Annotated in this window: 18 protein-coding genes; 4 read left to right on the top strand and 14 right to left on the bottom strand. The window is 64.5% G+C overall.

Features of this window, described 5'->3' with window-relative positions; genetic code table 11:
* The first annotated feature begins 15 nt into the window (after positions 1–15).
* The 3 genes from AC630_RS19110 (at position 16) to AC630_RS19100 (ending at position 3,380) form a co-directional block, all read left to right on the top strand.
* On the top strand, positions 16–1,317 hold the full coding sequence (locus tag AC630_RS19110; protein ID WP_074120030.1) for a lytic murein transglycosylase: 1,302 nt from the start codon (positions 16–18) through the stop codon (positions 1,315–1,317).
* A gap of 280 nt (positions 1,318–1,597) precedes the next feature.
* Positions 1,598–2,101 (top strand): DUF1993 domain-containing protein, encoded by a 504-nt coding sequence (locus AC630_RS19105; protein ID WP_074120029.1) that lies wholly within the window; start codon positions 1,598–1,600, stop codon positions 2,099–2,101.
* A 178-nt stretch (positions 2,102–2,279) separates the two neighbouring features.
* Positions 2,280–3,380, top strand: coding sequence for an alkene reductase (locus AC630_RS19100; RefSeq protein ID WP_074120028.1), 1,101 nt, complete (start codon positions 2,280–2,282; stop codon positions 3,378–3,380).
* A gap of 216 nt (positions 3,381–3,596) precedes the next feature.
* On the opposite strand, the gene AC630_RS19095 is transcribed toward AC630_RS19100, so the two are convergent.
* The 9 genes from AC630_RS19095 to AC630_RS19055 form a co-directional block, all read right to left on the bottom strand.
* Positions 3,597–5,339 (bottom strand): ABC transporter substrate-binding protein, encoded by a 1,743-nt coding sequence (locus AC630_RS19095; RefSeq protein WP_074120027.1) that lies wholly within the window; start codon positions 5,337–5,339, stop codon positions 3,597–3,599.
* A gap of 130 nt (positions 5,340–5,469) precedes the next feature.
* The gene (locus tag AC630_RS19090; RefSeq protein ID WP_074120026.1) at positions 5,470–5,799 is read right to left on the bottom strand and encodes a DUF2160 domain-containing protein; all 330 of its coding nucleotides are present in this window, start codon (positions 5,797–5,799) and stop codon (positions 5,470–5,472) included.
* A 69-nt stretch (positions 5,800–5,868) separates the two neighbouring features.
* Entirely contained in the window at positions 5,869–6,675 is an 807-nt protein-coding gene (locus AC630_RS19085) for a carbohydrate ABC transporter permease (protein ID WP_074120025.1), read from the bottom strand.
* Positions 6,675–7,649: a carbohydrate ABC transporter permease gene (locus AC630_RS19080; protein WP_074120024.1), complete on the bottom strand. Its 975-nt coding sequence runs from the start codon at positions 7,647–7,649 to the stop codon at positions 6,675–6,677. Before AC630_RS19080 ends, AC630_RS19085 begins: the two co-directional genes overlap by 1 nt.
* Positions 7,649–8,734, bottom strand: a complete 1,086-nt coding sequence (locus AC630_RS19075) for an ABC transporter ATP-binding protein (protein ID WP_074120023.1) — start codon at positions 8,732–8,734, stop codon at positions 7,649–7,651. Before AC630_RS19075 ends, AC630_RS19080 begins: the two co-directional genes overlap by 1 nt.
* A 12-nt stretch (positions 8,735–8,746) precedes the next feature.
* The gene (locus tag AC630_RS19070) at positions 8,747–9,886 is read right to left on the bottom strand and encodes an ABC transporter ATP-binding protein (RefSeq protein ID WP_074120022.1); all 1,140 of its coding nucleotides are present in this window, start codon (positions 9,884–9,886) and stop codon (positions 8,747–8,749) included.
* On the bottom strand, positions 9,883–11,433 hold the full coding sequence (gene glpD / locus AC630_RS19065; RefSeq protein WP_074120021.1) for a glycerol-3-phosphate dehydrogenase: 1,551 nt from the start codon (positions 11,431–11,433) through the stop codon (positions 9,883–9,885). Before glpD ends, AC630_RS19070 begins: the two co-directional genes overlap by 4 nt.
* Positions 11,434–11,844: 411 nt before the next feature.
* On the bottom strand, positions 11,845–12,693 hold the full coding sequence (locus AC630_RS19060; protein WP_074120020.1) for a DeoR/GlpR family DNA-binding transcription regulator: 849 nt from the start codon (positions 12,691–12,693) through the stop codon (positions 11,845–11,847).
* Between the two features lie 94 nt (positions 12,694–12,787).
* Positions 12,788–13,459 carry an HAD family hydrolase gene (locus AC630_RS19055; protein WP_074120019.1) on the bottom strand — a complete coding sequence of 224 codons (672 nt, stop codon included), beginning with the start codon at positions 13,457–13,459 and terminating at the stop codon, positions 12,788–12,790.
* A gap of 155 nt (positions 13,460–13,614) precedes the next feature.
* Here AC630_RS19055 and AC630_RS19050 point away from each other — a divergent pair, with 155 nt between their 5' ends.
* The gene (locus AC630_RS19050; protein WP_074120018.1) at positions 13,615–14,082 is read left to right on the top strand and encodes a nuclear transport factor 2 family protein; all 468 of its coding nucleotides are present in this window, start codon (positions 13,615–13,617) and stop codon (positions 14,080–14,082) included.
* Between the two features lie 228 nt (positions 14,083–14,310).
* Here the strand turns inward: AC630_RS19050 and AC630_RS19045 are convergent, their stop codons facing one another.
* The 5 genes from AC630_RS19045 to AC630_RS19025 form a co-directional block, all read right to left on the bottom strand.
* Complete coding sequence (locus tag AC630_RS19045; RefSeq protein WP_074120041.1) at positions 14,311–14,502, bottom strand: hypothetical protein; 192 nt, start codon at positions 14,500–14,502, stop codon at positions 14,311–14,313.
* Positions 14,503–14,725: 223 nt separating this feature from the next.
* A complete protein-coding gene (locus tag AC630_RS19040) occupies positions 14,726–15,136 on the bottom strand; it encodes an acyl-CoA thioesterase (RefSeq protein WP_074120017.1) in 411 nt (136 codons plus the stop codon).
* 7 nt (positions 15,137–15,143) lie between these two features.
* Positions 15,144–17,240 (bottom strand): 3-hydroxyacyl-CoA dehydrogenase NAD-binding domain-containing protein, encoded by a 2,097-nt coding sequence (locus AC630_RS19035; RefSeq protein ID WP_074120016.1) that lies wholly within the window; start codon positions 17,238–17,240, stop codon positions 15,144–15,146.
* A gap of 2 nt (positions 17,241–17,242) precedes the next feature.
* Positions 17,243–18,526 (bottom strand): acetyl-CoA C-acetyltransferase, encoded by a 1,284-nt coding sequence (locus AC630_RS19030; protein ID WP_074120015.1) that lies wholly within the window; start codon positions 18,524–18,526, stop codon positions 17,243–17,245.
* Positions 18,526–20,793 carry an acyl-CoA dehydrogenase gene (locus AC630_RS19025; protein ID WP_074120014.1) on the bottom strand — a complete coding sequence of 756 codons (2,268 nt, stop codon included), beginning with the start codon at positions 20,791–20,793 and terminating at the stop codon, positions 18,526–18,528. The genes AC630_RS19030 and AC630_RS19025 overlap by 1 nt, the downstream gene beginning before the upstream one ends.
* Positions 20,794–21,228: the final 435 nt, after the last annotated feature.

Here is a 21,228-nt window from a genome sequence, read left to right as displayed (position 1 = left end):
CCCTCCGGAAACCTCATGCTCCAGACCCGATTTGCGATCGCGGCCATCACCCTCCTCGCGTGCTCCGCCACCGCCTCCGCGCAAGTGCTTCCGCCGCCCGCCAGACCCGCGGCGCCCAGGGCCACGGCGCCGTCGCCGCGCGCAGCGTCGTGCCATAACGGGGCGAGCTTCGATCGCTTCCTGGCCGATGTGAAACAACAGGCGATTGCCGCAGGCGTATCGCAGCACACGATCGCGGAGGCCTCGCCCTACCTCGTCTACGACCAGGGCATCGTCAACCGCGACCGCGGCCAGCGCGTGTTCGGCCAGCTCTTCACCGAATTCGCCGGCCGCATGGCTGCGCCCTACCGCATGCAGAACGGCCAGCAGCACATCAAGAAACACGCCGCGGCGTTCGCACGCGCCGAAAAGGAATACGGCGTGCCGCCGGCGGTGATCGCCGCGTTCTGGGGACTGGAGAGCGACTTCGGCGCCAACATGGGCAATCTGCCGACGCTGAAATCGCTGGTGTCACTGGCCTATGACTGCCGGCGCTCGGAGATGTTCGTGAACGAGACCATCGCCGCGCTGAAGATCATCGACCGGGGCGATCTCACGCCCGACGAGATGATCGGCTCCTGGGCCGGCGAGCTGGGGCAGACGCAGTTCCTGCCCGTGCACTACGTCAACTACGCCGTCGATTATGACGGCGACGGGCGGCGCGATCTGTTGCGCAGCGAGCCCGACGTGATCGGCTCCACCGCGAACTACATCGCCAACGGCTTGAAGTGGCGGCGCGGCGAGCCGTGGCTGGAAGAGATCAAGGTGCCGCAAAACCTGCCGTGGGATCAGACCGATCTCACGGTGCAGCAGCCGCGCTCGAAATGGGCGCAGCTCGGCGTCACCTACCCCGACGGCCGGCCGCTGCCGAACGACAATCTCGCTGCCTCCGTGCTGCTGCCAATGGGACGCAACGGACCGGCCTTCATGGCCTATCCGAATTTTGCGGCCTACACCGAGTGGAATAACTCGCTGATCTATTCGACCACGGCGGGCTATCTCGCCTCCCGCATTGCAGGCGCGGCCCCGATGCGCAAGCCGTCCACGCCGGTCGCGCAACTGCCGTTCAACGAACTGAAGGAATTGCAGCAGCTCCTGGTCCGTGCCGGCTTCAACGTCGGCAAGGTCGATGGCGTGCTGGGACAGCAGAGCCGTGCCGCCGTGAAGGCGATGCAGATCAAATACGGCCTGCCCGCCGATTCCTGGCCCACCGCCGAGCTGCTCGCCCGCATGCGCGGGGCCACGGCGCAGGCACAGCCCCAGGCAACGGTGCGTTAGACACTCTACTCGTAGTCATGCCCCGCCTTGTGCGCACTTGCGCACTGGGGCGGGGCATCCAGTATTCCAGAGGCGTCGAAATTCATAACAACTGCCGCGGTGTACTGGATCGCCCGGTCAAGCCGGGCGATGACAGCTGGAGATAGCGGTGCGAATGAGTTCGATCCGGTAGAATTTTTGCCCTGCGCGGGCCTTTCCGGCGATTGTATTTTGCCATACCGCTCCCATGTCTGGAACTCAGGTTTTCCCTGAGATTTTCCACCATTGAAGCGAGCATCACATGTCCTTCTACGAAGCCGTCGTCCCCGCGTACCTGCAAATGCTGAACAGCCTGACCGGCCTGCTCACGAAAGCCGAGGCGCATTGCGCGGCCAAAAAGGTCGACCCGAGCGTTCTGCTCGGCTCCCGCCTCTTCCCGGACATGCTGCCGCTGTCGAAGCAGATCCAGCTCGTCAGCGATTTCGCCGCCAAGGGCTGCGCGCGGCTGACGCATAGCGAAGTGCCTTCCAACCCGGATACGGAAACCACCTTCGCGGAATTGAAGCAGCGGCTGGCGAAGACCATCGACTACGTGAAGTCGTTCAAGCCCGAGCAGTTCGAGGGCGCCGAGACTAAGGACGTCACCTTCCCGGCCGGCCCCGACAAATCCATCACCATGAAGGGCCAGCAGTTCCTGAGCGCGTTCTCGCTGCCGAACTTCTATTTCCACGCCACGACCGCTCACGGCATCTTGCGCCACAACGGCGTTGAGATCGGCAAGCGTGACTTCCTCGGCGTGAACTGATTGCGATATCGAACGGCTGCGGCAGTGGAAATCCGCTGCCGTGGCCGATATCACGCATAAAATATGCTACCCGGGCCGCGCCGCGCATCTCGCCTGCACTTTCCGTATGGCTCCTCCCTTGCGCTGATTGCGGCGATGCACAAGTGTTGCTGACCTTTCACCGCCTGGAAGCATTCCCATGAGCCGTCCGACCAAATTGTTTGAGACCTACAAGCTTGGCCCGATCACGCTGGCCAACCGCCTGGTGATGGCGCCGCTGACGCGCAACCGCGCGGCGCCCGGCTCGTTCGTGCCGAGCCCGCTCGCAACCGATTATTACGGCCAGCGCGCCTCCGCGGGGCTGCTTGTCACCGAAGCGAGCCAGGTCTCGCAGCAGGGCCAGGGCTACCAGGATACGCCCGGCATCTATTCCAGGGACCAGGTCGCCGGCTGGCGCAAGGTCACCGATCGCGTGCATGAGCGCGGCGGAAAGATCTACATCCAGCTCTGGCATGTCGGCCGCATCTCGCATGTCGCGCTCCAGGCGAATGGCGCAGCCCCGGTGGCCCCGAGTGCGATCCGCGCCAAGGGCAAGACTTTCGTGAACGGCACCTTCGCCGACGTTTCCGAGCCGCGCGCGCTCGAGCTCTCCGAAATTCCCGGGATTATCGACGACTTCAAGCGCGCCACGAAGAATGCGCTCGAGGCCGGTTTTGACGGCGTCGAGATCCACGGCGCCAACGGCTATCTGCTCGACCAGTTCGCCAGGGACGGCGCCAACAAGCGCACCGATGCCTATGGCGGCTCCATCGAGAACCGCGCACGGCTGATGCTCGAGGTCTCCAAGGCGGTTGCCGCCGAGGCCGGCGCCGACCGAACCGGCATCCGTATCTCGCCGGTGACGCCGGCCAACGACCTCTCCGACTCCAATCCGCAGTCGCTGTTCGATCACATCGTCGACGGACTCAGCGCGCTCAAGCTGGTCTATCTCCACGTGGTCGAAGGCGCCACCGGCGGCCCGCGCGACATCGCGCCGTTCGACTATGCGAGCCTGCGCAAGCGCTTCTCCGGCACCTACATCGCCAACAACGGCTACGACTTCGAACTCGCGACCAAGATGCTGGATGCGGGTGCGGCCGATCTCATCGCCTTCGGCAAGCCATTCATCTCCAATCCCGACCTCGTCGAGCGGCTGAAGAAGGGCGCGGCGCTGAACGATTGGGACAAGAGCACGTTCTACGGCGGCGGCGCGAAGGGCTACACGGATTACCCAAAGCTGGCGGCTGAGCCGGCGGAGTAAGGGCACACACACTGTCATGCCCCGCGAAGGCGGGGCATCCAGTATTCTACCAGCAGCGAGATTCGACCGAAAGGCTGCGGCGTACTGGATCGCCCGCCTTCGCGGGCGATGACACCGAGTATTTAGTCGACACAATCGCCGCTCTCGACGTCCACCACAAAAAAAAGGCCGGGATCGCTCCCGGCCTTTCGTGTTTGATGACGCTATGCGCGCCGCTTACTTGGCTTCCGCGCGCTTGGGCGGGGTTGCCGGCCACGACTTGATCAGCGTGTCGTAGTCGACCGTCTCGCCCTTCGGCTTCTCGTTGGCAAGCTTGCGCTGCGGGGCGATGGTGCCGTCCTTCTGGGCCTTGGCGAACCAGTATTCGGCCGTTTCCTTCTTGTGCAGCTTCGGACCGCAGGCGCCCTGCACGCCGGACTTTTCCAGGCGCTCCATGACGGAGTCCTGAGCGGCCGCGAGTGCATCCATCGCCTGCTGCGGCGTCTTCGTACCGGACGACGCATCGCCGATGTTCTGCCACCAGAGCTGAGCGAGCTTCGGATAGTCAGGCACGTTGTTGCCGGTCGGGGTCCACTGCACGCGCGCGGGCGAGCGGTAGAACTCGATCAGGCCGCCGAGCTTCGGCGCACGCTCGGTGAACGACTTGTCCCAGATGTCCGATTCACGGATGAAGGTGAGACCGACATGGCTCTTCTTCAGCGACACCGTCTTGGAGACGATGAACTGGAGATAGAGCCAGGCTGCCTTGCGGCGATCCGCCGGGGTCGACTTCAGGAGCGTGAGCGAGCCCGCGTCCTGGTAGCCGAGCTTCATGCCTTCCTTCCAGTACGCGCCGTGCGGCGACGGAGCCATACGCCACTTCGGCGTACCGTCCGCGTTCATCACTGCAATGCCGGGCTTCACCATGTCGGCGGTGAAGGCGGTGTACCAGAACATCTGCTGGGCAATGTTGCCCTGCGCCGGCACCGGACCCGACTCGGAGAAGGTCATGCCCTGAGCCTGCGGCGGAGCATACTTCTTCATCCAGTCGAGGTACTTGGTGATCGAGTAGACCGCAGCCGGACCGTTGGTGTCGCCGCCGCGCTCGATCGAGGAGCCGACCGGACGGCAGCCTTCCATACGGATGCCCCATTCGTCGACCGGCAGACCGTTCGGAATGCCCTTGTCGCCGTTACCAGCCATCGACAGCCAGGCGTCGGTGAAACGCCAGCCGAGCGAGGGGTCCTTCTTGCCATAGTCCATATGGCCGTAGACCTTGACGCCGTTGATCTCCTTGATGTCGTTGGTGAAGAACTCGGCGATGTCCTCATAGGCTGACCAGTTCACGGGAACGCCGAGGTCGTAGCCATATTTGGCCTTGAACTTGGCCTTATAGTCGGGGTTGGTGAACCAGTCGTAGCGGAACCAATAGAGGTTCGCGAACTGCTGGTCGGGCAGCTGGTAGAGCTTGCCATCCGGCGCCGTGCCGAACGACTTGCCGATGAAATCGTTGACGTCGAGCATGGGATCGGTGACTTCCTTGCCCTCGCCGGTCATGTAGTCCGACAGGGCAATGGTCTGGTTGTAGCGGAAGTGGGTGCCGATCAGGTCGGAGTCGTTGATCCAGCCGTCATAGACGTTCTTGCCGGACTGCATCTGGGTCTGCAGCTTCTCGACGACGTCACCTTCCTGGATGATGTCGTGCTTGAGCTTGATGCCGGTGAGCTCGGAGAACGCCTTGGCCAGCGTCTGCGACTCGTATTCGTGGGTCGTGATAGTCTCGGAGACGACGTTGATCTCCATGCCCTTGAAGGGCTCGGCCGCCTTTGCGAACCACTCCAGCTCCTTCTTCTGGTCGTCCTTCGACAGCGTCGAGGGCTGGAATTCCGCAATCCACTTCTGGATTGTGGCGTCGTCGGCGGCGCGAACCGGCGCCGAGACGGCGAACGACACCGCCAAAATCGCGGCGGCGCTGGACATGGTCAGAAAGCTATTCTTGGTCAATGGACCTTTCCTTCTCCTAAACTGTCGCATGTTGTTCCTCCGTTGCAGCGACAAACTTTTATACAGGCCCGGGTTGCCCCCGGATCTGGCCGTCCCTTCGCGGGCTTCAGACCGTGCGGAAAATGAGCACGGCCGTGGCCAGCGAAATCCCACTTGCGAGCCACAGGCTCGAAATCTCAAAGCCATCCTCGCCGATCGGCAGCGTGGCGATCGCGTCGGTGCCGACGAGACCGATCCACAGGAGGTGGATGACGGCTGCTGATATCAGCGAGATGAACAGGCGGTCGCCGCGCGTGGTCGGAATGCGGAGCACACCGACGCGCTCGGCTTCGGGATAGACCGCGGCGAGCCAGGTCATCACGAGAAGCGTGCACGCGAGCGCGGCGAAGAAGATCGCCGTCGGCAACGTCCAGGCCATCCATGCGATGGATTCCATGCTCTTACTCCTTGCGCATGATCTGGTCCGAAAACCGGATTCCACTTTTCGGGATCATGCGCTCTCTCCCTAGACCCGACCGAGCGCAAAACCGCTCGCGATGTAATTGCGGACGAACCAGATCACGAGCGCGCCCGGAATGATGGTGAGGACGCCGGCAGCAGCCAGCAGGCCCCAGTCCATGCCGGCCGCCGACACTGTGCGCGTCATGATCGCGGCGATCGGCTTGGCGTGCACCGAGGTCAGCGTGCGCGCAAGCAGCAGCTCGACCCAGGAGAACATGAAGCAGAAGAACGCGGCGACGCCGATGCCGCTCGCGATCAGCGGCACCAGGATCTTGATGAAGAAGCGCGGGAAGGAATAGCCGTCGAGGAACGCGGTCTCGTCGATCTCGCGTGGCACGCCGGAGACGAAGCCTTCGAGGATCCACACCGCGAGCGGAACGTTGAAGATGCAGTGCGCGAGCGCGACCGCCCAGGGCGTATCGAACAGGCCGATCGCCGAATAGAGGTTGAAGAACGGCAGCGCGTAGACCGCGGCCGGCGCCATGCGGTTCGACAACAGCCAGAAGAACAGATGCTTGTCGCCGAGGAAACGGTAGCGCGAGAAAGCGTAGGCCGCCGGCAGCGCCACCGAGATCGAGATGATGGTGTTGAGGACGACGTATTCCAGCGAGTTGATGTAGCCGGAATACCAGCTCTCGTCGGTGAAGATGCGCCTGTAGTGCTGGAGCGTCGGCGTATGCGGCCACAGCGTCATCGTCGAGACGATCTCGGCGTTGGTCTTGAAGCTCATGTTGACGAGCCAGTAGATCGGCAACAGCAGGAAGATCAGGAACAGCGCCATGATGACGCGACGTCCGGGAATCGAGTGCATCAGGCCACCCCTTCCTTCGCCTTGAGCGCCATGGCGGGCTGTAGCACGCCAGCGGGCTTGCGCTCCGCCGCCGGCTCCTCTTCCGCCTGGGCCTTACGCTCGACGCCGGCGTTGGTCATGACGGTGTAGAAGATCCAGCAGACGATCAGGATGATCAGGTTGTAGACGAGCGAGAGCGCGGCGGCCTTGCCGAGGTCGAACTGGCCGAGCGCGATCTTGACGAGCTCGATCGACACGAAGGTGGTCGAGTTGCCGGGCCCGCCGCCCGTCACCACGAACGGCTCGGTGTAGATCATGAAACTGTCCATGAAGCGCAGCAGCACCGCGATCAGCAACACGCGATTCATCTTCGGCAGCTGGATCGCCTTGAACACGGCCCAGCGCGAGGCGCCGTCGATCTGCGCCGCCTGATAATAGGCCTCCGGAATCGACTTCAGGCCGGCATAGCAGAGCAGCGCAACCAGGCTGGTCCAGTGCCAGACGTCCATCGCGATGACGGTGACCCAGGCGTCGACGGCGTTGGACACGTAATTGTAGTCGATGCCCATCGCATTGAGCGTATAGCCGAGCAGGCCGATGTCGGGCCGGCCAAATATCTGCCAGATGGTGCCGACCACGTTCCACGGGATCAGCAGCGGCAGCGCAAGGATGACGAGGCAGGCCGCGACAGTCCAGCCATGGCGCGGCATCGATAGCGCGACGACGATACCGAGCGGCACCTCGATCGCGAGGATCACAAGCGAGAAGAACAAATTTCGGCCGAGCGAAGCAAGGAAGCGGCCGCCGAGATCGGTCGAGGGATCGAGCAGCTCCTTGAACCAGCCGACGCCGTTCCAGAAGAACTGGTTGTTGCCGAACGTGTCCTGCATCGAATAGTTCACCACCGTCATCAGCGGCAGAACCGCCGAGAAGGCGACCACCAGGAATACCGGCAGCACCAGGAACCAGGCTTTTTGGTTGACGGTCTTGTCCATCAGGCGGCTCCCTCCACCAGAAGGCTGTCGGCATAGACGTGGATATGCGACGGATCGAATTTCAGCCCGGCCGTGCCGTCTGAGCTCGTGAAGCCCGCCGGCGCGCGCGCGGCGAGCTTTACGTCGCCGAGGCGCGTGCGCGCAAAACGGATGCGGCCGAGATCGTCGATGCGTTCGATCTTTGCGCTGAGCAGACCGGGCGCGGACGTGACGACCTCCACGAACTCAGGGCGCACGCCGATCTCGATCTTGGCGCCATCAGGCAGATTGTCGTAGCTGCGGTTGAGCGTGATGGCATGGCCGTCGATCCGCGCCTCGCGTCCCCTCACCTCCGCCGGCAGAATGTTCATGCCGGGCGAGCCGATGAAATAACCGACGAAGGTATGCGCCGGCTTGTCGAACAGCTCGGCCGGCGTGCCGCTCTGCACCACACGGCCGTCATGCATGACGACCACGGTGTCGGCGAAGGTCAGCGCCTCGGTCTGGTCATGCGTGACGTAGATCATCGTGAGGTCGAGCTCGCGATGCAGCGCCTTCAGCTTGGAGCGGAGCTGCCATTTCAGCTCGGGATCGATCACGGTCAGCGGCTCGTCGAACAGCACGGCGGCGACGTCGGAACGAACGAGACCCCGGCCGAGCGAGATCTTCTGCTTGGCGTCCGCCGTGAGCCGCGTCGCCTTGCGGTTCAGATAGGGCTCGAGGTCGAGCAGGCGGCCGATCTCGGCGACACGCTTGTCGATCTCGGCCTTCGGCACGCCGCGGTTCTTCAGCGGAAACGCCAGGTTCTGCCCCACCGTCATCGTGTCGTAGATCACCGGAAACTGGAACACCTGGGCGATGTTGCGCTTCTGGGTCGACAGCGGTGTGATGTCCTTGCCGTCGAACAGGATTTTCCCCCGCGACGGCGTGATGATGCCGGAGATGACGTTGAGTAGCGTGGTCTTGCCGCAGCCGGACGGTCCGAGCAGCGCGTAGGCGCCGCCCTGCCGCCAGGTCATGGTCACCGGCTTCAGCGCAAAGCTTTCCTGCGGCGCATCGTTGCCGCCGTAGGAATGGGCGAGATCGACGAGGTCAATGCGGGCCATGGCGCATCTCCCTCAGCTGTTTTTCTTTGACGCGTTTTCTTCACGCGAACCGCCAGGCACTTCGCTTGAAAACGCTAGGAGACCAGGCGCGGCGACCAGGCGGTCGGCCGCGTCGAACACGAAGACATCATTCGGATCGAGCACGGCGTCGATGGTCTGGCCGGGCTCGAATTCGTGCACGCCGTGCAAGACCGCAACCCAGTTCAAGCCGTCGCGGGTCAGATGCACGAAACTCTCCGAACCGGTGATCTCGGTCACCGTCACCGTGGCGTGGAAGGCATGACGGTCGGCCTCGCCATTGGCAAGCCCGAGCTGATGCGCGCGAAAGCCGACACGATAGGCGCCGTCGGCCAGCGATGAATAGAGGCCCGAGGCCGGCGACGCCGTGCCGCCGGCATACTGCACGGAGCCGTTCTTCTTCTCGATGCCGACGAGATTGAGCGGCGGATCGGAGAACACCTGCGCGACCCGCAAGGTCTGCGGCCGGCGGTAGACGTTGGCGGTCTCGCCGATCTGCAGCGCCTGGCCTTGCCACATGCAGACCGTGTTGCCGCCGAGCAGCAGCGCCTCGGTCGGCTCGGTGGTGGCGTAGACGAAGATCGCGCCCGAGGCCTCGAAGATGCGCGGCAACTCGGCGCGCAGCTCCTCGCGGAGCTTGTAGTCGAGATTGGCGAGCGGCTCGTCGAGCAGCACGAGGTCCGCGCCCTTCACGAGCGCGCGCGCGATCGCGGTGCGCTGCTGCTGGCCGCCGGAGAGCTGGAGCGGCGTGCGCTTGAGGAATGGCTCGAGCCGCAGCAATCTTGCGGCCTCCGCCACGCGCTTCTCGATCTCCTCGCGCGGCTTGCCCTGCACGCGCAAGGGCGAGGCGATGTTTTCATAGACCGTGAGCGAGGGGTAATTGATGAACTGCTGATAGACCATCGCTACCGAGCGCTGGCGCACGTCGACTCCGGTGACGTCCCTGGCATTGACCAGCACCTTGCCCGACGTCGGCTTGTCGAGGCCGGCCAGCAGCCGCATGATCGAGGTCTTGCCGGACAGTGTCGGCCCAAGCAGCACGTTGAGGGTGCCGCTCTCGAGCGTCAGCGAGACGTCGCGGATATGCGGAATCCCGTCGACAGTCCGGGTCACCTGATCGAGTGTCACGCTCATGAGCGTCCTCCTGCTTCCAACAGGGGACTTTGCGGCACTCCGTGGGTTGCAATCCAGTCGTTCAGCGCCGCGATCTCGTCGGCAGATAGTCGCAGGCCGAGCTTGGAGCGGCGCCACACGATGTCCTCGGCCGTGACGGCCCATTCGTTGGCCATGAGGTAGCGGACTTCGCGCTCGGTCAGCGTCGCCCCGAAAGTCTTGCCCAGATCGGCCGCCGATTTCGCATCGCCGAGCAGTTTGATGGCCCTGGTGCCGTACGCGCGCGTAAGGCGCCGCGCATGCTCGTGGCTGAGAAAAGGATAGCCGCGCTGGAGCTCGGCGATCAGGCCATCGACGTCGGACACCCCCATTTCGCCGCCGGGCAGCGGCCATTTGCCGGTCCAGCCCTCGCGTGCTTTCGCACTGCGAAGATAGGGCGCGAGCCGTTCCAGCGCCTCTTCGGCGAGGCGGCGATAGGTCGTGATCTTGCCGCCATAGATCGAGAGCAGCGGCACGCCGCCGGGCGTGTCGAGCTCGAACACATAGTCGCGGGTCGCGGCCTTGGCTTCACTGGCGCCGTCGTCATAGAGCGGCCGCACGCCGGAATAGGTCCAGACCACGTCCTCCGGCGTCACCGGCTTGGCCAGATATTCGCTTGCGGCGGCGCAGAGATACTGGATCTCCTCGGCCGTCGCCTTCACCTTGGAGGGATCGCCGTCATAGTCGCGATCGGTGGTGCCGATCAGCGTGAAGTCGTCCTGATACGGAATGACGAAGATGATGCGGCCATCCGCGTTCTGGAACATATAGGCGCGATCGTGGTCGTAGAGCTTCTTGACCACGATGTGCGAGCCCTGCACCAGGCGCACCTTGGCTTTCGCTTTCACGCCGACGCCGCGGCCGAGCACGTCCTCGACCCAGGGGCCGCCGGCATTGACCAGCGCGCGGGCCTGGATGGACGAGCGCGCGCCGGTCAGCGTGTCGACCATGCTGACGGTCCAGATGCCGTCGGACTGGCGGATGTCGGTGGCGCGGGTGCGGGTGCGGATCTCGGCGCCCTTGTCAGCGGCATCGCGCGCGTTGAGCACGACGAGGCGGGCGTCATCGACGAAGCAGTCGGAATATTCGAATGCGCGGCTGTAGCGGTTTGGAATCAGGGGGCGCCCGACCTCGTCGCGCCGGAGATCGACCGAGCGCGTCGCCGGCAACAGGTGGCGACCGCCGATGTGGTCATAGAGGAAGAGACCGAGACGCAGCAGCCAGGCGGGCCGCAGGCCGGCGTGATGCGGCAAAACGAAACGCAGGGGGCGGATGATGTGGGGCGCGACCCCCCAGAGGATCTCGCGCTCGATCAGCGCTTCGCGGACCAGGCGGAACTCGTAATATTCGAGATAGCGCAGGCCGCCATGCACCAGCTTGGTCGACCAGGACGACGTCCCGCTCGCCAAATCGTTCATTTCGCAAAGGAAAACCGTGTTGCCGCGGCCCACTGCGTCACGCGCGATGCCGCAGCCGTTAACACCGCCTCCGATGATGGCGAGGTCGAAAATACGCTCCAACAGACGCATCCCCCCGGCGACCGCTCGTTCCTCCGAGCGGCTACTTTCGCTTTTGATTAGATCACACCCAAAAACGAAAGCAAGATGAAAGAGAGGCGAAAGAAAGTGAAAGCGGAACATTTTCTGTGGGCAGTGGGGTGAAGAATTAGGCAGCCGCCGTCGATCCACCCTCCCTGGAAGGGTCCGAGACGAGGGAACTTCGCTCGTGAGCGGAAGCGCGCCTGCGGCCATCCTTCGAGACGCCCGCCTTACGGCGGGCCCTCAGGATGAGGTCGCGTTTTGCGGCGAGATATCAAACCCTCATGGTGAGGAGCCCGCCGAAGCGGGCGTCTCGAACCATGGCAGGCCGAGCACGGTCGGCACCCTCTCAACAATCATATGCGATGGCCCTGCCCTCCAAAGGGAGGACAAATGTGAGTGCTATCGCAACCGCACCACCGGCGCCGCTTCGGGCGCGGCGTCCTGCGCCTCGGCCTGAGAGTCCTCGACATCCCCCGCCGCCTTCGGCATCGCCTCGACCACCTCGATGCCCTTGCTGTGGCAGATCGTGGCAAGGCGTTCGGGAAGCTCCTGGTCAGTCACGAAGGTCTGGATCTGCGTCATATGCGCGATGCGCACCGGCGCGCTGCGGCGGAGCTTGGTCGAATCTGCCACCAGCATGACGCTGCGCGCGTTGGCGATGATGGCCTGCGCCACCTGCACCTCGCGATAGTCGAAGTCGAGCAGCGCGCCCTCCTCGTCGATCGCGGAGGCGCCGATGATGGCGTAGTCGACCTTGAACTGGCCGATAAGCTGCGTCGCGGTCGAACCGACCACGGCGCCGTCGGCGCGCCTCACCGTGCCGCCGGCAACCACCACCTCGATGCGGGGATGGCGATAGAGCAGCATCGCGACATTGAGATTGTTGGTGATGACGAGGAGATCCTCATGCGAGGTCAGCGCGCTCGCCACCTCCTCGGTCGTGGTGCCGATGTTGATGAAGAGCGAGCAGCCGTTCGGGATCAACGAGGCGGCGGCAGCCCCGATCGCCTTCTTCTCGTCGGCCGCGACGAAGCGCCTCGCCTCGTAGGCGAGGTTTTCGACGCCGGAGGCAATGATCGCGCCGCCATGGATGCGGGTCAGCGAGCGGCGTTCACAGAGATCGTTGAGATCCTTGCGGATGGTCTGGGCCGAGACCTCGAACCGGCGCGCGAGCTCCTCGACCATGACGCGGCCCGAAGTGCGCGCGATGTTGAGGATTTCGGCTTGGCGATGGGTCAATCCGGTCACGGCGACGGCCTCAAATCAGAAAGACACATGGTGCGGCGGTTCGCGCGTTCGGTCAATGCGCGCGCTGATCACGGTTAACGGATGAAGCCCCTCACTACGCCATCGCGGCAGCGAGGCGAGCGACCAGGTCCGGATCGTCGAAGGCGCTCGCGGAGGTGACCGCTCCGGCGGCGACAAGGTCAGCATGGCTGAGGCTCGTCCGGATGCCGACGGTCGGAATGCCGGCTGCGGTAGCCGATTGCACGCCGGACCGGGAATCCTCGAACGCGATCGAAGCTGCCGCGCTGGCGCCGACGAAGCGCAGTCCTTCCTGATAAGGCAACGGATGCGGCTTGCCGTGCGGCAGCTCGTCGCCGATCACAATCGCCTTGAAGCGGTGCGTGATGCCGAGGCCGGAGAGCAGCAGCTCCGCGTTGAGGCGCGGCGCGTTGGTCACGGCGACCATCGGAACGCCGGCGCTATCTCCCTGGTCTAGCAACGCCATCAGGCCCGGCAGAGGCTCGATCTGCCCCGCCACGAGCGTGCGAAAGATTTCCTCCTTCTCGCCGAGGATCGCGGCCCTCCGCTCAAGCGCTTCGTCCGCCAGAAAACGCTCACCGATCGACGCGTTGGAGAAGCCCTGCAGCTCCTTCGAGAAGCGCGCGTGATCGAAGACATGGCCGCGCGGACCGAGCACCTGGTTGAACGCCTTGAGGTGAAGCGGGTCGGTGTTGGCGAGCGTGCCATCGATGTCGAACAGCAACGCCCTGCCGATAGAATCGCTCATTTCCGTACTTTCCCGAATGTGCGGCGCATCAATGCGGAAGACGTATCAATACAGTCCTGATCGCGCAATGACGTACGCGCATGACGCCGACGTGACACTCGACAAAGTCGCGCGCGGCTGCAACACTTCCGCGCAAGATCAAAAAGGAGGATACGATGACGATCAACCGGCGCGAGTTATCCATATCAGGCTTGGCTCTCTCGACTCTTGCCGTCTCCGCGCTCGCTCTCACAGCACCGGCACTCGCCGCCTCGGCGGACGAAGAAGCTGTCGCGAAGAAAGTCGAGGCCTTCCGCCTCGCCCAGATCGCGGCCGACCCCAAGGCGCTCGGCGCGCTGTGCTGGGACGATCTCAGCTACAGCCATTCCAGCGGCAAGGTCGAGGACAAGGCGACCTTCATCACCAATGCCACCGACGGCAAGTCGAAATTCCTGTCGATCGAATACAAGGACCCGACCATCAAGGTCGTCGGCCCCGCCGCGATCGTGCGCTTCCACTGGGTCGCGGAACAGGAGATGGCGGCCGATGGGAAAAAAGTGCCGACCAACCTTCACATCCTGATGAACTGGCAGAAGCGGGGCGATGAGTGGAGGCTGCTCTCACGCGCCGCGACGAAGTTGTGATGCTTCTCTTACCCTCTCCCCTTGCGGGAGAGGGTGGCTCGCTGCGCAGCGGCGAGACGGGTGAGGGGTCTCTCTCCGCGAGCAGATCTCTCACAGTCGAACTCGCGGAAACAACCCCTCATCCGGCGCTTCGCGCCACCTTCTCCCGCAAGGGGAGAAGGAAGAGTCGGGGGCTGCAAAAAATTCCGACCTCGCACTACGCGCGCCTCGGAATGAGCAGCAGCGCTACTACGCCGCCTCCTTCACATCGCCGTTAAGCAGCTTGCGCGCAGCGCGCTCGGCTTCGCGCGCGTTGCGGAAGAGCTGGCCTTCAAGGCGATTGAAGCGATGGGATGAGGCGAAGAAGCAGTAGCCTCCCGGAGAACGGACCACGATACCCGCGGTCTGCGAATTCACTTCGATGATGTAGCTGTCCGGCATGCCCGTTGATTCCTCAGTGCGGGCAGACAACGGCATCTCTGCCCAAAGGTTCCTAGGGCAAATCAACCGGTTTCCACCCCGAATCGACACGCAAATTGAGTACTCCGGGACCTCATCCGTTTTATGACTTGTTCTTGGCGAAGGCGCGACGCGTTGACTCATGCGCGCCTTGTTTGGCTAACGCCACACACCTTCGTGAAATGGGACACGACGCCGCGCGCGATTACGTCGCGATCTGCGTGTCAGTTGAGCGAACCTCCTGCGGGCGCCCATGCTCGTCGATCGAGACATAGGTAAAATTGCCGTCGGTAACGGGGAACGGATGCTCCTCGCCGCGACGCAGCGCCCAAGCTTCGAGATGCACGGTGAGCGACGTGCGCCCGACACGGACGAGATTGGCGTAGACGGAGACGAGATCGCCAACATAGACCGCCTTGCGAAAATTCATCGCCTCGATCGCCACAGTTACAGTGCGCGACTTCGCGACCTTGGATGCGAACACGCCGCCACCGACGTCCATCTGGCTCAGCAGCCAGCCGCCAAAGATGTCGCCGTTCGCATTGGTGTCGGCAGGCATTGCGAGCGTGCGGATGCAAAGATCGCCTCGCGGCTCTTTGTCGGCCTTTTGAGTCATGTGTCTCTCACTTGAAATTGTCCCAGCCCGGATCGGGCGCGAAACGTCCGCCGAACCGCTCGGCCAGCGCACGCAAGGTGGAAACGATGTTCTCCACGCCGCGCGTGCGCGCGTAGTTCAACGGACCGCCGCGGAACGGCGCGTAGCCGGTGCCGAAGATCATGGCGCCATCGACCGCATCGGCATCGTCGACGATGCCCTCGCGCAGAGCCGCGACGCAGACGTTGGACATCGGCAGCACCAGGCGATCGATCATCTGGTCGGTGACGCGCGGGCCGGTTTCCGGCAACGGCGCCTTTTCCGCCTTGCCGTCCTTCCAGACGTAAAAGCCCTTGCCGGTCTTGCGGCCGAGCTCGCCCTTGGCGACCTTCTCACGCAGCCAGGCCGGCGTCGGCGGCAACAGATCGCCGAACTTGGTGCGCAGCATGTCGCCGACGTCGAGGCAGATATCCAGCCCGACCTGGTCGGCGAGCTCGATCGGCCCCATCGGCATGCCGAACTGTTCGGCCGCGGCGTCGATCAGACGCTGGTCGGTCTTCTCGTCCAGCATCACGATTGCTTCCAGCATGTAAGGCGTCAGCGCGCGGTTGACGAGGAAGCCGGGCGAGCTCTTCACGGCAAGCGGCAGCCGATCGATCGCACCGACGAAAGCGAGCGCCTTCTTCAGCACCTGCGAATCGTTGCCGTCGTGACTGACGACCTCGACAAGCTGCAGCCGCGACACCGGATTGAAGAAATGCAGGCCAACCAGCCGCTCCGGCCGCGCCAACGTCGTTCGCAAGTCCTGAAGCGGAATGCTCGACGTGTTGGTCGCGAGGATCGCGCCCGGCTTCATCTGCGGCTCGATACCGGCACAGACCTTCTGCTTCAGCTCGAGCTTTTCCGGCACTGCCTCGATGATGAGATCGGCGTTGCGGACGCCCTCGCCGTCCATGTCGGGGATGAGGCGGTCGAGTGCGTCGCGCACCTCGGTCGGCTTGCGGATGATCTTGCCGTAGAGCTCGGCGGCGCGTTTCACGGCCCCCGCGATCGGCTCGGCCTTCATATCGGCGAGCGAGACGCGCAGCCCCTGCCCCGCACACCAGGCCGCGATGTCGCCGCCCATGGCGCCGGCGCCGATGACGTGGACGTGCCTGATCGTGTTGCCGCTGCCGGCGGCCTTCTTCATCTGCTCACGCAGGAAGAACACGCGGATCAGGTTCTGCGCGGTCGGCGTCACCATCAGCCTGGCGAAGGAAGCCTGCTCGGCCTTGAGCATCGCGGCCTTGCTGCCGCCATGGGCCTCCCAGAGATCGATCAGCGCGTAAGGCGCCGGATAATGCTCACGGGATGCAGCCTTCGCGGCCTCGGAGCGCATCCGCTTGGCAAGCAGCCCGCGCACGGGTGCGAGATTGGCCGCACGCGCGAGCAGGCCTGGCTTGGCCCGTTTCAGCCGACCGAACAGCACGTCCTTCACCGCGTTGCGGACGTGGCGCTCCTGCGTCACGGTGTCGACAAGGCCGAGCGATTTGGCGCGGCGCGCATCGATGGTGCGGCCGGTCAGCATCAGCGCCATCGACTGGGTCGGATTGACCAGCGCGGCGAAACGCGCGGTGCCACCGAGCCCGGGATGCAGGCCGAGCATCACCTCGGGGAAGCCAAAGCGCGCGCCATCGATGGCGATGCGCGACTGGCAGGCGAGCGCGACTTCGAGGCCGCCGCCGAGACAGAAGCCGTGGATGACGGCGACAGTCGGCAGCTTCAGCACCTCCAGATGATCGACCACCGCATGCGCGGCGCGGATGCGCGTTTCCACCATCTCGGGATCGCTGGCGCCACGGAATTCGTTGACGTCGGCGCCGGCAATGAAGCCGGACGGTTTTGCGGAGCGGATCACGAGGCCAGCGGGCCGCTCGGTCTCGATCGCTGCGAGCGCGGCGTCGAACTCCTCCATCACATCCGAGGAGAGCGTGTTGGCGCTGGCATCGGCGCGGTCGAACAGGAGCCAGGCGACCCCGTCGGCATCGCGCGTCAGCTTGAAGTGCCTGTAGGGACCGTCTGCCGCGGGCTGAGGCCCGAGCGTCAGCACGCGGTCGCCGAGCGCGGTCATGATCTTCGAGTCCATGGTTACACCGCCTCGATCAGCATGGCACCGCCGAGCCCGCCACCGATGCATTCGGTGGCAACGCCACGCCGCGTGCCGAGCCGCCTCATGGCGTTGACGAGATGCAGCACGATGCGGTTGCCCGAGGTGCCGACGGGATGGCCGAGCGAGATCGCGCCGCCATCGACGTTGAGCTTCTCGTGGTCGATCTCGCCGGCTGCGCCGTCGAGGCCGAGGATCTCCCGGCAGAATTTGTCGTCTTTCCAGGCGGCGAGACAGCCGAGCACCTGCGTGGCGAACGCCTCGTTCAGCTCCCAGGTCTCGACGTCCTTGATGGTGAGGTCGTTGCGCTGGAGCAGCGGTGTCGCCGACATCACCGGGCCGAGCCCCATGATGCTGGGATCGAGCGCGGCCCAGTTGCTGTCGATGATGACCGCCTTCGGTGTCAGCTTGTGTTTTGCCACCGCCTCGTCGGACGCGAGGATCACCCAGGAGGCACCATCGGTGATCTGCGAGGAATTTCCGGCGGTGACCTGGCCCCACGGGCGCTCGAACACCGGCTTCAATTTCGCCAGCGTTTCGGCCGTGGAGTCCGGGCGCACGCCGTCGTCATGGTCGAAGAACTTGCCGTCGCGGGAGAAGGCGGTCTCGACCTCGCCCTTCAGAAAACCTTCGGCCTGCGCATGCGCGAGCCGGCGATGGCTCTCGGCGGCGTAGGCGTCGGACTGCGCGCGGGTGATACCGAAGAGATGGCCGACGACCTCGGCTGTCTGGCCCATGTTCAAATCGGTGATCGGATCGGTCAGCCCGCGCTCGAGGCCGATGATGGGCTTGAGGTAGCGCGGCCGCAATTTGAAGGCGGCGGCCAGCTTCGCGGCTACGCCCCTGGCGGTGGCAAGGCCAGCGAACCAGCGTACGCCGGCGTTCGGCCAGACCAGCGGGGCGTGGCTGAGCGCCTCGGTGCCACCGGCCAGGATCATGTCGGCATGGCCTTCGCGGATGTAGCGGTAGGCTGTGTCGATCGACTGCATGCCAGAGCCGCAATTGATCTGCATGGTGAAGGCGACCATGTCCTCGCCCATGCCGAGCCGGAGCGCCGCGACGCGGGCCGGGTTCATCTCGTCCGCGATCACGTTGACGCAGCCGAGGATGACCTGGTCGAAATCATCAGGCGCAAACGGCTGGCGCGCCAGCAGCGGCCGCCCGCACTGCACGGCGAGATCGACCGGCGTGAACGGACCCGGCCCGGAGCGCGCTTTCAGAAACGGCGTCCGGCTGCCGTCGACGATGAATACCGGTCGTGCCATCAGCTCGCCGCCCTCTGTTCACCGAGTTCCTGGAAGAACTGATGCACGTCGCCGGTTTTCTTGTAAATCGGCGACAGCGCCTCCGGCGCAAAATCATCGACCTCGATCACTTTTGTGACAGCTTCGCGGGCCGCGGCAAGCTGCTCGCCCTCGGCCTGTGTGATCACGCCCTTGGTCACTCCCTCCTTCCAGTCCCGGATATGCGCGGCGTGCATGCGCTTGGCGATCGCGTCCGTGCTGGTGGCCAGCTTGAACGCGCGCTCCAGCCGCGCAAAGCCGCCGTCGTCGTCGACATGGGCAAGATCGGGCGTGAGGCGCTCGCGCGCCGCCGACGGCTCCAGCACAAGGCTAGCGCATTGGTGCACGACGCGGTCGGACGGACCGAGCACGCGGGCGCCGAAGGGCTGAACCACGAACTTGAGGAAGGCTGCGACAAAGCGGTTCGGCAGATTGGCGAGGATTTCGGCGAGCCTGTTCTCGATCGTCCTGAAGCCGGTCGCCATGCACCATTCGAGCGCGGCAAAATCCTCCTTCTGCCGGCCCTCGTCCTGCCAGCGCTTCAGCGCCGCCGACAACAGATACAGTTCGGAGAGGATGTCGCCGAAGCGCGCCGACAGCATCTCCTTGCGCTTCAATGCGCCGCCGAGCGTGAGGAGCGCCATGTCGGCGCAGAGCGCGAAGGCCGCGGAATAGCGCGAGAGCTGCCGATAGAACTCTGTCGCCTCGCCTGCGTCAGGCGCCGGCGCAAACGCACCAATGGTCCAGCTCCGACCGAAGGCGCGAAACAGCGTCTTGACGCTGTGGCCGACATGCTTCCAGAACGCGCTGTCGAAGGCGGTCAGTCCGCGCTCGCGGTCGCTGTCCGCGAGCGCATTCATCTCGTCGAGCAGATAGGGATGCGCGCGGATCGCGCCCTGCCCGAACACGATGAGGTTGCGGGTGAGAATGTTGGCCCCCTCCACCGTGATGCCGACAGGAACGGCACGGTGCAGATTGCCGAGATAGTTTTGCGGCCCGTCGATCACGGCCTTGCCGCCATGGATGTCCATGGCGTCGTCGACCGCGGTCCGCATCCGCTCGGTCGCGTGCAGCTTCATGATGCCTGAGATCACGGCGGGATGAACGCCGGCATTCAGCGCCGCGCAGGTGAGCCGACGTGCCGCGTCGAGCTGATAGGCGGTCGCGACGATGCGCGCGAGCGGCTCCTCGACGCCCTCGAATTTCGAGATGGAGATGCCGAACTGCTCGCGGATGCGGGCATAGGCGCCGGTGGTGCGCGCGGCATAGGCGGCCCCCGCCGCCGACAACGACGGCAGCGAGATGGCGCGGCCGGCGGCGAGCGCCGTCATCAGCATCTTCCAGCCCTGCCCTATCAGCTCCTGGCCACCGATGACGTAGTCGAGCGGGATGAAGACGTCGCGACCCCAATTCGGGCCGTTCTGGAAGGCCTGCATCGACGGCAGATGGCGGTGGCCGATCTCGACACCGGACAGATTGGTCGGGATCAGCGCCACGGTGATGCCGAGCTCTTCCTGGCTCCCAACGAGATGATCGGGATCATAGGCCTTGAAGGCGAGGCCAAGCAGCGTCGCGACGGGGCCGAGCGTGATGTAGCGCTTGTGCCAATTGAGCCTGAGGCCGACAACCTCGCGGCCCTCGAAAATACCCTTGCAGATGATGCCGGTGTCGACCATCGAGGCGGCGTCGGAGCCGGCCTCGGGGCTGGTGAGGCCGAAGCAGGGAATGTCGCGGCCGTCGGCAAGACGCGGTAGCCAGCGCTCCTGCTGCGCCTTGGTGCCGAAACGCATCAAGAGCTCGCCGGGCCCGAGCGAGTTCGGCACCATCACGGTGACGGCCGCGGCGATCGATCTGGTCGAGATCTTGCGCACGACTTCCGAATGCGCATAGGGCGAGAAGCCGAGGCCGCCGAATTCCTTCGGGATGATCATGCCGAAGAATTTCTCGCGCTTGACGAAATGCCAGACGTCCTGCGGCAGGTCGCGCCGTTCCCAGAATATCTTCCACTCGTCGAGCATGGCGCAGAGCTCGTCGACGGGCCCGTTAAGGAAGGCCTGCTCTTCGCCGGTCAGCGTCGCCTGCGGGACCTTCAGCAGCTTCGACCAGTCGGGATTGCCGGTGAAGAGATCGGCATCCCACCAGACGTCACCGGCCTCCAGCGCCTCGCGCTCGGTATCGGACATCGCCGGCAGCACGCCGCGGGCCCAGGAGAAGATCGGTTTTGTGATGGTGTCGCGGCGGAAGCTCATGGCGGACCTCGTGCATCGGCGCGGTTGTCAGGCATTTTAGCGGAAAGTGGCTGGCGGAAGTGAACACTTCGCCTGCAAAAAGAAGCGAATTGACGCGGCCGGGCGGCCCCGGACCATAACGGCCGGGGTGCGGTGCCAGTTCCGGGAGGGGGAAGGGTCGCGGCGTCTTCCCGCTGTCATTCCGGGGCGACGCGCAAGCGTCGAGCCCGGAATCCATAACCACCATCGGGAGCATGGATTCCGGGCTCGCGCCTCACGGCGCGCCCCGGAATGACGAGATTGAGAGAGCGATAGCCTGGATGGAGCGCAGCGCATCCGGGCTTCTGTAACGGGCCTGAGTTAGTCAATCCCTTTTTGCGTCATCCACTCGCCGGGAACCTGCTTCTGTACGGGATCGGCGCGGTGGCCGTCGCCTGATGGGGTTCTGGAGAGGAG

It is taken from the genome of Bradyrhizobium sp. AS23.2 (assembly GCF_001908185.1).
In the GTDB taxonomy this organism is placed as follows: Bacteria; Pseudomonadota; Alphaproteobacteria; order Rhizobiales; family Xanthobacteraceae; genus Bradyrhizobium.
Note: the sequence above shows the minus strand (reverse complement) of the source record. Positions and strands in the feature narration are given on the sequence as shown.